General features: G+C 46.1%; 14 protein-coding genes and 1 riboswitch. Of the genes, 10 read left to right on the top strand and 4 right to left on the bottom strand.

What is annotated here, in order from left to right; translation table 11 throughout:
* Positions 1 to 98 precede the first annotated feature (98 nt).
* Positions 99 to 536, top strand: coding sequence for a hypothetical protein (locus tag FIU99_RS09435; RefSeq protein WP_152472229.1), 438 nt, complete (start codon positions 99 to 101; stop codon positions 534 to 536).
* 30 nt (positions 537 to 566) lie between these two features.
* Positions 567 to 743 (top strand): DUF1289 domain-containing protein, encoded by a 177-nt coding sequence (locus FIU99_RS09440; RefSeq protein ID WP_081261491.1) that lies wholly within the window; start codon positions 567 to 569, stop codon positions 741 to 743.
* Positions 744 to 860: 117 nt separating this feature from the next.
* Here the strand turns inward: FIU99_RS09440 and FIU99_RS09445 are convergent, their stop codons facing one another.
* Positions 861 to 1,772: a LysR family transcriptional regulator gene (locus FIU99_RS09445; protein WP_152472230.1), complete on the bottom strand. Its 912-nt coding sequence runs from the start codon at positions 1,770 to 1,772 to the stop codon at positions 861 to 863.
* Positions 1,773 to 1,885: 113 nt separating this feature from the next.
* Here FIU99_RS09445 and FIU99_RS09450 point away from each other — a divergent pair, with 113 nt between their 5' ends.
* From FIU99_RS09450 to FIU99_RS09470, 5 genes are all read left to right on the top strand, one after another.
* Positions 1,886 to 2,731, top strand: coding sequence for a type 1 glutamine amidotransferase domain-containing protein (locus FIU99_RS09450; protein ID WP_006962547.1), 846 nt, complete (start codon positions 1,886 to 1,888; stop codon positions 2,729 to 2,731).
* A gap of 54 nt (positions 2,732 to 2,785) precedes the next feature.
* Positions 2,786 to 3,652 carry an SDR family oxidoreductase gene (locus tag FIU99_RS09455; protein ID WP_006962548.1) on the top strand — a complete coding sequence of 289 codons (867 nt, stop codon included), beginning with the start codon at positions 2,786 to 2,788 and terminating at the stop codon, positions 3,650 to 3,652.
* A gap of 312 nt (positions 3,653 to 3,964) precedes the next feature.
* Entirely contained in the window at positions 3,965 to 5,524 is a 1,560-nt protein-coding gene (locus FIU99_RS09460) for an ethylbenzene dehydrogenase-related protein (RefSeq protein WP_039952501.1), read from the top strand.
* The gene (locus FIU99_RS09465) at positions 5,521 to 6,138 is read left to right on the top strand and encodes a DUF1566 domain-containing protein (protein WP_019274642.1); all 618 of its coding nucleotides are present in this window, start codon (positions 5,521 to 5,523) and stop codon (positions 6,136 to 6,138) included. Before FIU99_RS09460 ends, FIU99_RS09465 begins: the two co-directional genes overlap by 4 nt.
* A 56-nt stretch (positions 6,139 to 6,194) precedes the next feature.
* Positions 6,195 to 8,555 (top strand): DNRLRE domain-containing protein, encoded by a 2,361-nt coding sequence (locus tag FIU99_RS09470; protein ID WP_006962552.1) that lies wholly within the window; start codon positions 6,195 to 6,197, stop codon positions 8,553 to 8,555.
* A 66-nt stretch (positions 8,556 to 8,621) separates the two neighbouring features.
* Here the strand turns inward: FIU99_RS09470 and FIU99_RS09475 are convergent, their stop codons facing one another.
* Together FIU99_RS09475 and FIU99_RS09480 are read right to left on the bottom strand one after the other, a co-directional pair.
* Positions 8,622 to 9,194, bottom strand: a complete 573-nt coding sequence (locus FIU99_RS09475) for a flavodoxin family protein (protein WP_021456819.1) — start codon at positions 9,192 to 9,194, stop codon at positions 8,622 to 8,624.
* The gene (locus tag FIU99_RS09480; RefSeq protein ID WP_006962554.1) at positions 9,194 to 9,592 is read right to left on the bottom strand and encodes a VOC family protein; all 399 of its coding nucleotides are present in this window, start codon (positions 9,590 to 9,592) and stop codon (positions 9,194 to 9,196) included. The genes FIU99_RS09475 and FIU99_RS09480 overlap by 1 nt, the downstream gene beginning before the upstream one ends.
* Positions 9,593 to 9,841: 249 nt before the next feature.
* Positions 9,842 to 9,984, top strand: a riboswitch (FMN riboswitch).
* 93 nt (positions 9,985 to 10,077) lie between these two features.
* Between FIU99_RS09480 and ribB the strand changes: the two genes are divergently transcribed.
* The 3 genes from ribB (at position 10,078) to FIU99_RS09495 (ending at position 13,049) form a co-directional block, all read left to right on the top strand.
* The gene (gene ribB / locus FIU99_RS09485) at positions 10,078 to 10,737 is read left to right on the top strand and encodes a 3,4-dihydroxy-2-butanone-4-phosphate synthase (protein WP_006962555.1); all 660 of its coding nucleotides are present in this window, start codon (positions 10,078 to 10,080) and stop codon (positions 10,735 to 10,737) included.
* Between the two features lie 18 nt (positions 10,738 to 10,755).
* Positions 10,756 to 11,469 (top strand): riboflavin synthase, encoded by a 714-nt coding sequence (locus tag FIU99_RS09490; RefSeq protein ID WP_006962556.1) that lies wholly within the window; start codon positions 10,756 to 10,758, stop codon positions 11,467 to 11,469.
* A 173-nt stretch (positions 11,470 to 11,642) separates the two neighbouring features.
* Positions 11,643 to 13,049, top strand: coding sequence for a hypothetical protein (locus FIU99_RS09495; RefSeq protein WP_006962557.1), 1,407 nt, complete (start codon positions 11,643 to 11,645; stop codon positions 13,047 to 13,049).
* A gap of 61 nt (positions 13,050 to 13,110) precedes the next feature.
* Here the strand turns inward: FIU99_RS09495 and FIU99_RS09500 are convergent, their stop codons facing one another.
* Positions 13,111 to 13,869 carry an ABC transporter substrate-binding protein gene (locus FIU99_RS09500; protein WP_006962558.1) on the bottom strand — a complete coding sequence of 253 codons (759 nt, stop codon included), beginning with the start codon at positions 13,867 to 13,869 and terminating at the stop codon, positions 13,111 to 13,113.
* Positions 13,870 to 13,871: the final 2 nt, after the last annotated feature.

The raw sequence follows: 13,871 nt of genomic DNA on the forward strand, positions 1-13,871 counted from the left end.
TACTATGGGGGAGTATAGTTTATTTCAGATACAAGGCTCTCCCCCATAACGCACTGAGCTTTGTATCTGCTATCGAAGTAAAACAAGAGAATCAACCGATGAAAGATGTTAAAGGTGTCTTCCGTAACCTTGAGAAAATGCTCCAGCAAGCAAGCTGGTTTGATGACGGCTGGGGAATTTACAATCGCGGAAATTACCTTCAGCTTTACAAAGAAAATTGGTTCAATCACAACCAAGGCGGTGTCCATTTTGAGACCTTCATCGAAGCACCGCAGATCAAGCAAAAACAGTTTCCGGTATGCGTTCACGCTGAGGAAGATTGCCCATCTCAATCTGAATTTATTCGCCAGTTAAAGGAGCTAGAAGGTGAGCAAATCCAAGGCTGGAAAGGTTATAAAGCTCTGGATAATAGCTATGGTATTTGCCAGCGTACGCTGCCTCTGAACTTTAAAAATCTCGAACAGAGGCTATTTGAAGAGTTCAATCGCCTTCGAATGCTGGAAGCCAGCATTGAGAAAGTACTACAGAGACTATGACCGAACCGCTACATGTAAGTAAGGGATGATATGAAGAAACAAAAAAGCCCGTGTATTGATATGTGTGACTTTTCAGGTCCAAAAGGTTGGTGTTTGGGGTGTGCTCGAACACGCGAAGAGTGTCAAAACTGGAAAACAATGAAGCCTTACGCTATCAACACTCTTCAAAGAGAATTGAAAAAGAGGATGACCAAAATAAATCAGTGAATCCCCCCATTTAAGATGGCCTTCCTATTGAGAGGCCACCTGAATCATAAAACCTCTCTATCGCGTACCAGTTTTACTGTCACGATATGCAAACTAACGATCAGCCGCGTTCATTAGTCATTCTGCTGCTGCGGTAATCTCCGAAATTTGCTCTCTAAACCATCGGTTAGCCTGATCGTCTTTATTTTTGATATGCCAGTACATTTTCATGGCGTAGCTTTCAAGCTCAACAGGGGGCGTAAAAGACGACACATTAAACTTACCTGCAATCAAATCGACAAACGTTCTGGGCGCGGTCAGGATCGCATCGCTTGATTCGACAATGTATGGTGCGCTAGAGAAGTTCGCGACCTTGTATTGCATCACTCGTGATAGCCCTAAACCTTCAAGTGCATCATCAACCATGCCACGATTATCATTGCCTGTGCTAGCGAGAACATGGGGGTACTGGCAAAAGTCCTTAGCTTTTATCTTTGAATTTAATAATGGGTGCCCTGCTCTCACTACCGAAACGAAATCATCTCGATAAAGCGTCCTCACCATTAAGTTAGGGTGGGTTGAGTCTATAACACTAATCGCAAAATCCACTTCCCCACTCTCTATCTGACTAGCCAATGCTCGTTTTTCAATTTTCCTGAAAACAATCCGGATATTCGGTGCTATTCGCCCAAAATGACGGCTTAAATGGGGGGCGAGGATATGTTCAACCAGATCACTGGTGGCGATGTAAAAAGTGCGATCAGACGTCAAGGGATCAAATACTTCTTGGAAAAGAATGTTTCTCTCAAAGTCGTTCAGCCAACGTCCTAAGGATGTTTGAAGTGACTCCGCTCTGGGTGTTAAGACCATTTTATTACCCTGGCGGATAACTAGAGAGTCATTAAAACTGTGACGCAACTTTTTAAGCGTATGACTCACAGCCGATTGCGTTAGCCCTGCCCGCTCTCCTGCTTGGGTAAGATTTTTGGTTTCAAAGATAATTTGCAGCAGCCTAAGTTGGCTCAGCTCAATATCCGAAATGTTTGACATCCATTACATCCCATTAAAAATACTCATACCTAGATTACCCCAATTAATTTCATTAATGAATAGGGCAGACATATTCTTATCTCGAATCCAACGTAATCTAATGAGGGAACAACATGAAAACACCAAAGCTTCTTACCCTAGCAGCCTTAATCGCAAGCCCTGTAACCATGGCTGACAATATCTTAGTCGTTCTATCTGACGTATCTGAGATGAAGTTAAAAGGTGGCTACGACTACCAGACTGGTTTCTATCTCAATGAGCTGATGGAACCGGTGAAAATCTTTTTGGACGCAGGGCACACACTGACTTTCGCATCACCAACAGGACAAGCACCAACGCTTGATCCCGTTTCGGATACTCCTGGCCACTTCTTAGATGAAAGTAAGGCCAACTACGAAGCACACAAAGCATTACTGAACAAACTCCAACTAACAAATTCCGAGCTTAGCCCAGTACTTAGCTTCTCACGCGTTGAACAAATTGGGATTGAAAATTATGACGCAGTGTTTGTACCTGGTGGTCACGCACCATTAGGCGATTTGGTTGCCAACGATCAGTTAGGTGATTTTTTACGCTACTTCAATGCTGAATCAAAACCTACTGGGCTGGTTTGCCATGGCCCTGTGGCTCTCCTTTCGTCACTAGACAACAGCAAAGAATTCGAAACGCAAATGAAGAGTGGTTCCGGAGCAAAACCAGCCAAAGGTTGGATCTATGACGACTACAACATGACCACATTCAGCAACTCCGAAGAAACAGTAGCTACTCAGTATTACCTAGGAGGCGATGAGTTGTACTACTGGCCGCAGGACGCATTAATAAAAGCAGGCGGCAACTACTCTCGTGGTGCAGAAGATTGGCAGCCACATATTGTTGTCGACCGAGAGCTAGTCACAGGTCAGAACAACAAATCATCGACAGGTGTCGCTTTAGCCATGTTAGAGCTGCTGGACAAGTAAATCGTTCATTATTCAGTCCACAACTTACACAATCTATATATTAGGAACCATATTATGACTCAGACAGTACTTATTACAGGTGTCAATTCAGGCTTCGGTTACCTGACCGCAAATACACTTAGTGACAATGGTTACACCGTTATTGGGACAATGCGCGACCCGCAAGGCCGCAATGCTTCCATCGCCAACGAGTTTGCAGCGAAAGGCGTCATGATCGTTGACATTGATGTTACCGATGATGAAAGCGTGACTCGAGGTGTGCAGCATGCCCTAGAAAAAACAGGAACAATAGACATCCTCATAAACAATGCAGGTGTCGGAACTCTGGGTTGGCAGGAAAGCTTCACCATCGACGACTTCAAGAAAGTGTTTGATATCAATGTCTTTGGTGTTCAAAGACTAACGCGAGCTGTTTTGCCTTATATGAAAAAACAGCAGCAAGGCACTCTTATTCAGATATCCAGCATTTTGGGTAAGTTCGTTTTGCCTTTCCTGGGCTCTTATAACGCTTCAAAGCATGCGGTTGAAGGTCTGGTCGAAAACTATCGCGCCGAGCTCACTCAGTTTGGAATTCAATCGCTGATTGTTCAGCCAGGCGGGTTTGGCACAGACTTCGGCGCCAATTTACTCAAGTCGAGTGACACAGCCGTTTCACAAAGTTATGGCGAACATGCCAATGCACCAGAGCAGATGTGGGCAGGGACTGAGCAGAGCCACGATGCAGAAGACGCTCCAAACCCTCAAATGGTTGCTGATGCAATATTGAAACTGATAGAAACCATACCGGAAGAACGTACTTTTAGAACGGTTGTTGACGGAACAGGTTTAAACCCAGTAATAGGCGAGATTAACGCCTCAACAGAAAAAGCCATGCAGACGATCTACACCGCGTATGGTATGGAAAACCTTCTCCAACCATAAACAAACCGCTGATCTCACTGCCTAAAATGGAAGGCGCCGGAACGAAAGTTCTGGCGTCCTTTGATAGGTTGTCCCATCAAGCGCATATAAGTTATTGATACTAGATAAGCCATGAGCTAAAAGATTCCAAGCATGGAAATCGCGATGTTGGCCGCCTTTTTGAGTGATAGCATTGACTGGTTCCCCATCGCCCAATTGTTACAACGACAAGAAATTCATATTAAACATTATTCATATGTGATTCATATCCTATCCTTTTGAATCATTTACTTTAAAGTTGGCTCACCCTTATCAACTTGCTCAATCTGGTTAATGAAACGGACACTACTTTGGGTCGTGCTGCATGGCTTTGCCATGCTGTGTGTTCTGATGAATCTTTTAACAGGCTTTCGCATTGCAACAGTAAGCCATCCGCAATGGCTTTTCTTCTCGGTGTGGCTTCCTCAAGGGCAATTGCATTCCATCCACATCTATTCCGGTATTGCGTTAAGTGCTTTGGCGCTCTCATATTGTATTTATCGTTGGAAGCTCAAGCCGAGTGTTAAATCGAGCCAGCGTCGAGGCATCAACGCATTTAACAAACGCTTCATTAAAGTGAGCTACGTGCTCTTCCCTGCATTAATTGTGACTGGGTGGCTGCTACTTAGCGGTTACGCAGGTGATGCAAGCAAGCTTCACTTTTATCTTGCACACGGGGCACTACTTTACTTATTTCTGCACGCTGGCGGTTACTTTCTCCAATATGGTGTGGCGACATTTCTCACTATCTTTTCAACTCGAATAACCAAGCATGAAATACTGCAAATATTAGCAGTATTAACGCTTACCCTTCTCCCTTGGGCGGGCATCTTTCTGACTTCCTCTGCGGTGCTGACGGCCACAACCCTACCTTCAGAGCAAGTTATCAACATTGATGGCATTGCCGAAGAGCCCATTTGGCAAAATACACCGTCGACCTACGTAGAAACCTATGGTGGAGAAGGGTTTGAAAATGGGTATACTCGCATCAGTATCAAAGCGCTCCAGAACCAGCAGGATATTTTCTTCCACATCACTTGGGATGATCCAACCGAAAGTCTGGATCACCTCCCTTTGGTTAAAACAGACAAAGGTTGGCAAGTCCAAGAAGACGGCTTTTATCGCTTCGACGAAAAGCAATTCTATGAAGACAAACTTGCAATCATGATCTCCAATTCATGCAACCTAGGCGCCGATGGAACCGCTCACCTTGGGCCTAAGCCACTAGAAGGAAAACCTGCCAATTGGCACGGCAAAGGTTATCACTATTCGCCAGATAACAGCCTTCGTGATCTATGGCATTGGAAGGCTGTACGAACCAATGGCATGTATCAGGCGGATGACAATTCGTTCACTACTCCTCAGCAAGTTGACCCAGCTAAGAGGCGCTATACCGCTGGCTATATGACTGACGGCAAAGAATCTGGGGCTTACGTCATGAATTGGCAGTGGTATTCACCTAATGGCGTCACCCCGAAACGACTGCCTAATACAGACCTAACCGGCTCTTTTTCGTCTATCAACCAATCTACGAATCACGCTCCTTACCTGAGCTGGCACGACACTAAGGTTTACTCACATAACATTGAGCAATCTCCCCTCAAGACGACCCTTCCTTCGGTATTACATAACTCCAATCAGTTTGAAGGTGACCGAGGTGATGTCCGTGCATTTGGGCAGTGGAACAACGGAGCATGGTCACTCGAAATCGCTCGAAAATTAGATACAGGATCAGCTCAGGACATTGCAATACGTGATGGTGTATGCCTTTGGGTTGCCGCTTTTGACCATTCCCAAATAGCACACACGCGACATGCTCAAGGCATACGTTTAGCACTTGAGGTAACACAATGATCAAACGACTGTCGATACTCGCTACTTTGATTTCAAGCTTAGTAGTCATCGCTTACTTCAACCCTATTGAGCAAGAAGAACCACAACCATCACGATGGCAAAAGATAACTATGGGAGGTCAACCAATCGATATCTGGAGTGGGCCTTGGAGCTGCGTGTTGGATAAGAAAACGGGATTACTCTGGGAAGTAAAAACAGACTCTGAAAACATCCATGATTCGTATTGGTCGTACTCATGGTTTGATGGCACGCGAGGTGTCCCAGATCGCGGCGATTGTTTCTTTGACGATGGTCGCTGCGACAGTTTCGACCATGTCACTCGAACCAACGCCGAATCCTTGTGTGGCCGCAGTGATTGGCGAGTCCCCACAACGGACGAGCTCTCCACACTGATTAACCTCTCGGTTCCAAATGGGCAGGCCAAAATCAGTGGCGGATTTTTTCCTAGGGTGCGCAAAGGTGATTATTGGACAGCAGACCATTCGATTCCTTTAAGCGGCTTTTACTCTCGATTGGGCGAAGGGGCAAACGCCGTTGACTTTCGTGATGGCCAAGTGAAAACCCTCCCCTATCGAAATGCCGCCTTTTTAATCTTGGTCACTCAAGCTCGGTAGTCGAATTTTCATGGTCAGTTTAGACCGACTCTAACCCATAAACTATGGACTTTATTATGATTCGAAGGATTGCAACATTGTCACTTTTAGCCGTAGCCGGGCTCACGAGCCTGAATGCGGGAGCCGCGACACAATATCATCGAGTAGTCTGGGACGGTGACCCTGCGCGAGAAGCGGTCATTGGATTCTCGCCTAACGGCGAGAGTGAACAACCCTATGTGCAATATGGAACGTCAACCGATGAAGCCACATGGCTAACCAAACAACCTAGCTACGATCATGTATTTGCTGGCGACTTACTCAGCTATTTTGTCCGATTGGATAACCTGATGCCGGATTCCCCCGTTTACTATCGTGTCTGTGACCAACAAGGTTGTGGTGAGCGCTTTTGGTTCCGCACCGCTCCTATAGACAATAGTGAGTTTGTCATGATCGCTGGGGGCGATACTCGCACAGGGTGGACCAACCGAAGAATGGGGAATCAGCTAGTAGCGAAGGTTCGCCCCTTATTCATCCTTCACGGCGGCGATTACACCAGCCAAAACAGCGCGTCGCAAATGGCTCAGTACTTAGAAGATTGGGCATTGACCTTTTCCAGTGACCAGATAGATGGCAAAGCGTACAAACGTACCTACCCATTCATTCCAACCCACGGCAACCACGAAGATTACGATTACTCAACGCTGTGTAAAGTGTTTGGAGTCGATGCTGACGGTAATGGCGAGTGTAATCCTTTTGATACCTACAACGTTGTTAACATTTCGCCATTACTTCGCATCTATACACTGAACAGCCAGTTTCGCAAAAGTGGCTGGTCAAGCTATGCCTCCCAAATGAACGAATGGCTAGAACAGGATTTGGCCACTCATGGCGAAGAGAATATCTGGCGCGTGGCACAATACCACAGACCAATGTTTCCTCACGTTTCATCCAAGTCTGATAGCCCAGATCTGTTTAGCTGGTGGGCAGAGTTGTTTTACCAGCACAGTATGAATCTCGTTGTCGAATCAGATAGTCACTTAACCAAAGCGACCCGAGAACTAAAACCGGACGGTAACAACTTTGTTAGTTCGCCAACCGGAGGAACAGTGTACATCGGTGAAGGCAGTTGGGGGGCAGCAGCCCGCTCTGCTAATGACCCTAAAAGCTGGACTCTAGACGCAGCAAGTATTCAGCAAGTAAAAGTCATTCAAGTATTGAAAGACTCCATGACCGTCCGAACTGCGCAGTTTGATACTTCAGCTTCAACGCTGACAAGAGAGGAGAGAGAAGCGGATAGCCTCCGTTTACCAGAGAACGTGAATTGGTGGTCACTCAACGAAGTCGGAGAAACGATGGAATTGGTTCAATCCGCGGATCGTCTCTCGATACTTAAAAATCAAGATCCTGATACCTCCCCTTCGTTCATTCGCTTATCCGCCACACAAGATGTTTTTGTCGCACAATCACAGCCAGACACTAACTTTGATGGACACGAAGATGGCTTGCTCGCCGATGCATCTGATTCTACCTATGGCCGAACTATGAGCCTAATGGCCTTTGACGTTTCATCCATTCCAACTTGTGTCGATATAGCCGGTGTTAAGCTTGAATTGCAAGTCACCAACAAATCTTATGGAGAGTATGGCGTTCATGTCGCTGCAGAGGAGTGGAAAGACTCATCGGCGACCTGGAATTCAGTGGATGGTGAACAAATCGCCGGAAGAACACTGACCCAATTCATACCATCATCAACGGGAACGGTCGATGTTGATCTAACCGACAGCCACCTACTCGACTTATGGGAGCATGATGGCAATTTTGGCCTAGTCATCGCGTCAGCCGGTACGACAGATGGCCTTGACTTTGATTCAAGCGAAACAGGTACACCACCAGCACTAGTCGTGAGCTACAACGAACGCAAAGACTGTGAGGCACCTGTTAACTCATTATCGTTACCAACCAGCGACGATACCTTTATCGCCTCCAGCAAAGCTTCTGAAAGCTTCAACAATCATGCAGACGGCTTACTTGCTGACTTGCTTGATACCAAATATGGAAAAACCAATGCGCTGATGAAGTTTGATGTCTCTGCATTACCTGAAGGCGTTGAATTCGATTCAGTGATATTGGCATTACACGTGACCAATGCTTCGACTGGCAATTTTGAATTGTATCGCGTCAATCAAAATTGGAATGAGCAGACGGCGACCTGGCAATCGATTTACGATAATGGCGGTTCTGGCGACTACCTAACCACCTTCTCACCAAAAGAGACTGGTGTTTACCGTATCGATTTGACCAACTCGGGCTTACTTCAATCTTGGCTTAACGGAGAAAACACTGGGCTTATCATTGTACCCAAGAGCCTCAATGGTCTTGATATCAGCTCCCGCGAACTGGGAATGGGCCCCGTTTTAACAGTCACTTATCATTAGCGACTACGAATAGCTCGGCTTCAATCTGGGCGAAAGTTTCAACGCCCAGATTGAACGCTTTCACAGTTATTGTACGCTGACGTCTTTCTCACGAATTTGCTGGCTGTTGATATGCGCTGCCGCTTTTCTAGCAGCCGATTCTATATGCGTAAGATCAGCTTCCGTTTGAATAGAGAGATATTGGTGGCCTCTGAAATCTAAATCAAAATACCGAGCGGTCATCACAAATGGTTCAATAAAACACGATGGACACGTAGATTGATAGCCCGTAGAAATGACCGACATGCTTTTTCCTGCCCATCGCCGACCTAAAAGCTTGTCGTTCTCCGTCAAGTCCGACAACCTGTCAAAAAACACTTTCATCTGAGCTGACATCGAATACCAGTACACAGGGGACGCCCAAACTATATGGTCTGCATCCACCAATGTACGCATCAACTCAAGAAAATCATCGGATTCGTTCTGATGTTTGTAGTCGTAATATGTGATGTCATAATCTGACAAGTCAAACACGCGCCCCCCGGAAACCGCAGCAACAGCTTCAGCGAATTGATGTGTATTGCCATCTGCCTTTGACGAGCCAAGTACAATCGCGATTCGCATATCTCGATCTAATTTTACATGCTCTAAATTGCCCATTACGCCTCCCAAACCTGACGCTGCAATACAACGCGGTAACCATCGATGTCTTCAAAAGTACATCCAACGTTTTCCCAATAAGGATTGAATGAGGTCACTTTCTGAAAACCCGCACCGAGCATATTCTGACAGCAACGCTTCCAATCACTTTCGTCGGGTACGTAAAACACCAGCAAATTATCCTGACTTGGTGCAGGCCCTACATGGCTGCCGTAGTGGTGTGTAAATTCTAAATGATAGGGGTGAGCTGGATGACCGATGATGGTTCCACTAAAGCCTTCATGGTCGGTAAAGCTGCTCAGCAATTCAAAGCCTAAGCCGTTAATATACATATTGGTGAGAGTATCTAGATCGTTCGTTGGTCGAGCGACACGCAATGTTGAGTTCCTTGGGATCATAGTTGCTCCTTATCAAAATCCTGTGCTCAGCGATGGCCCATCTCTGGGCCTCCTTGAAACTAAGAAAACGCAGGATAAAACCTCAACCTAACTTGAGATCAAGAACCAATTTCTTAGATGCACCTTGTTTACGAAAGAGTCCAAATTGCTCACTCGGCCTCTAAAGACTCTGTGTCACTTTTCCATTCCCTGCAATCCCGAAATGCACTATGCTAAGGCCGCCCATAACAATGGGTACTTAATACATATATTTATTCTCAGGGCGGGGCGAAATTCCCCACCGGCGGTATATCTTTAACAAGATGAGCCCGCGAGCGCTCGATTCGTCGAGGTCAGCAGATCTGGTGAGATGCCAGAGCCGACGGTTATAGTCCGGATGAGAGAGAATTGATGCACACCAGATGTTTCATTGCGAAACGCTGGTGCATTTTGCGTTGTCTTCTATCCCATATTGCCCTGATTCTGGTAAACGATAAGGAAACACCATGAATCAGACATCTTTACTTGCCGAATTTGGCACTCCTATCGACCGCGTCAACGCGGCTCTTGATGCTCTAAAGCGCGGACAAGGCGTTTTATTACTTGATGATGAAAACAGAGAAAATGAAGGTGACTTAATTTACTCTGCTGAACATCTCACACCCCAGCAAATGGCACTAATGATTCGAGAATGCAGCGGGATTGTCTGCCTGTGCTTAACGGATGACAAAGCCACTCAACTCGATTTACCGCCTATGGTTAGCAGTAACGACAGTGCGAATCAGACGGCATTCACAGTTTCAATTGAAGCTAAAAAAGGCGTTACCACCGGCGTCTCAGCCCATGACCGCGTCACCACTATCCAGACCGCTATTGCGCCAGATGCAAAGCCGCAGGATTTGGCGCGCCCTGGGCATGTATTTCCCTTACGTGCACGCTCTGGTGGCGTTTTAAGTCGCCGCGGCCACACAGAAGGAACGGTCGACTTAATGACTCTAGCGGGCTTAGCTCCTTCTGGCGTTCTATGTGAAGTAACAAACCCTGATGGCACCATGGCTCGCGCTCCACAGATTGTTGAGTTCGCACGAGAGCATGGGATGCCGGTATTAACGATCGAAGACATCGTCGCCTATCGACTACAAAACACCAGCGCTTTAGCCAGCTGATCGTAAGGAGTAACGCCTATGTTTACAGGAATTGTCTCCTCCATCGCGACGATCCAACGGATTGACGATCGCGGAGGAATTCGAACCTTTGAGCTTGAGTTTGCCGATGACTTTTGTAAGGACTTAACCATCGGAGCAAGTGTAGCCGTTGACGGTGTCTGCTTAACGGTCACAGACCAAATCAGTGACACCCGAGCGTCTTTTGATGTTGTCCTACCGAGCATTCAGATTACGACTCTCGGTCGCGAGCAGGTCGGCTCACTCGTCAATGTGGAACGGGCTGCCAAAGACGGCGCCGAGATTGGTGGTCATCCTTTGTCCGGGCATATCGATGCGCAAGCTCCGGTTGTCTTAATCGAAGCAATAGACAGCAATTATCGTCTGCGTTTTGGGCTCCCTGAAATCTTGAGCTCTTATGTGTTTGCAAAAGGATACATCGCCATCAATGGTGCCAGCTTGACCGTGTCCGCTGTCGATCATCAAGCTCAGTGGTTTGAAGTCTGGCTTATTCCCGAGACCCGACGACAGACGACGCTGGGTAGCAAGTTGGTTGGCGACCGAGTTAACATTGAAATTGACCGTGGAACTCAAGTGGTTGTCGATACCATCAAAGCATCTGTCGCTGAGACCTTAGGGCCTTTACTGCCTCACTTCGAGCAGTTTCTCGCTGCGCAAGGCAGCAGTCTCAACGCTCTGACTCATACAACAGCACATCCTCTACAACGCTCTTAAGCTTTGTGCCGCGCCAACGCTTAGCAACGGCGCGGTATTATTACTGGTTTAGCAAGAGCCCTGCCCTACTCGGTAGCAATTTATTCACACAAAAAATGCGCAACCATTGACATATACCATTAACCGCACTATGCCTTAGGTGTCTTTTGGTTAATGATAAGCTGGACCATGTTATGTTCGCAATTCTACGAGTTCTCATGCTGTCGGTATTCGTCTATGGATGCGCCAGTTCCGACTATGCACAAAAATCTGCTCAAATAAATGAACCTCAGAACCCTACATCTCAAAAGAATGGACAAGAGAGTGCTCCTCTAACGCCTAACCCTATTTCCGCAAGTGGTCATGACGTCGACATATTTCTGAACACCGTCAGATTCATTGATACGTCAAAATCAGTTAACGAACAAAATGAGCGAATACCTTTAAACGGTCTTTATACAAAGTTGCTGATATATACGGCCTATGACAATGACACTTGTAGCCAAGATAAAAGCTGTGTGATTAAAGACCTCGAATACAAGAAGCGATGGGGGCTAACTCGTTTTTTCTTCCCCAAGCGCGTCACATTAAATGCCTCTGCCAAAGTTGACCTTGGCGTTTACAAAACAACCGTGTCTCTGCTCAGTATTGATGAAACAAGCTCTAGTGAAGTCGGCTCTCGTTGGGAACGCTATATCATTGATGACCATACTACTGAGCCACTATTCCTTGTTCCACAAAACATCACTCACGCTACGCTCGATTACAGCTTCACTGGAAATGAAGATACCAGTTTTAGTTCAGCCAAAGCGTTAGATATAGCCATTGGCGCTGTTTCTATCGTGTCACCAACATCAAGTTTGATTACGTCTCTGAACAAGCAATCTGTGTCAGACAAATCTGCGGCAATAGATAAAGCGATAGCGAATGCATTTTCAGAAAGCTTGATTGAAACGAAAACGCTCGGGCTTAGAATGGACAGCTGGTCTGTCGGTGATACCTATACGCTGAAGATGAAACTTCCGAAGGACGAAAAAACCGACTGGGAAGCGGAAAAATTGGCAACCGTAGGTATATGGTCAGTTAGATTCGACGCTCCAAGAATCAGCGCGATATACCCTTACCATGTATGTGGTAAGGACTCTTCGGGCCAACCAAATGCCATCAAAGGCAAGAATTGCTTTGAAAGTTACGCCAAAGCTAAGGAAGCAGTGTTTGGTGAGTTTAAGCGAAATAGGGATTATCACCGCGTTCTTGATACCGAACTCTACAAACTTAATGACAGCAATAAAGTTTCAGTCAGTAGTTTGATCGGTGAACTGCCTAGCGTAAAACGGTTGAATGACAAAACCTACCTGACGGCTTTTGCATCAGGAAGCCTAAACCGCGACGGTATCCAAGATATGAACACAGCATGTGCGGATATCTCCCGAGAAATGACCAAGCTAGGGTTATCCGTTGTGGATACTAGTTTAGTTATCTACTCCACATTTTTATCTAGCTCTCTAGTTAAGTTAGATGCAAACGCGTGGGAGACTAATTTAGCCATGATGAAGTCTTGCGATCTTTCTGTGGGTGAATTGAAGGCGACAACAATATAGTAGCCACATATACATTTTGATTGCCTCAGTCCCCTCTGGGGCAATTTCTACTTATTTGTACTCACTCCCCAATCGATGACATGTAAGCCTCATAATCTTGACCATGAGTAAGATAAATTTGTTTTAGTTCACCAGACTGGATAAGTTGTGGCATATGGGTATCAAACATCTCAATGAGTGTGTTTGATGACTCGGTGTTAGAAAATACGACGTAAAGTTTCTCCCCTTTCTTGGCAACTTCAGTAACAAACGCGTCTGTCGCTAACAATTCTGAACTAGCCATGCTTGATGGATAATCTATTAGAGCGCTCACTCTGCCCTTTTTTAGAAGTTTCATCCCTTGCTCGGCGCTGTCTACCTCTACCAATTCAAGCGGAATATCTTTAAGGAAGCCCTTCTCAAAGCCATAACCCCGAACCCAAGCGACCTTCTTATTTACCAATGATGAAAGCTGCTGCTCTTCCCAATCAAGCGAGCCTCGAGCAAACACAACAATTACATCTTCTTCCACACTAAGGTGCCACTGTGGATATAGAAACGCATCCGCGTTTGGATAAAAGTAATCGCCCAAATAAGCGCTGGCTTCCTGTTTTCGGACAAGATGCTTGGCTCGTTTCCATGGCAATACTTCTAGGGTAAGGGAAACATTCAAAGGTTGGAAAACGGCTTTAACGATCTCCCAGTAAAGGCCTGTGCCGTCGCTATTGGTGTATCCAAGCCATTCCTGACTAACTATTTTAATTCGTTTACTATCACTGGCGTAGGAAACTGAAGTAACCATCAGTAGTACCACACTAACAAGCCAAGGCTTCAACCTCATTC

Source organism: Vibrio sp. THAF64, from assembly GCF_009363455.1.
Classification (GTDB): domain Bacteria; phylum Pseudomonadota; class Gammaproteobacteria; order Enterobacterales; family Vibrionaceae; genus Vibrio; species Vibrio coralliilyticus.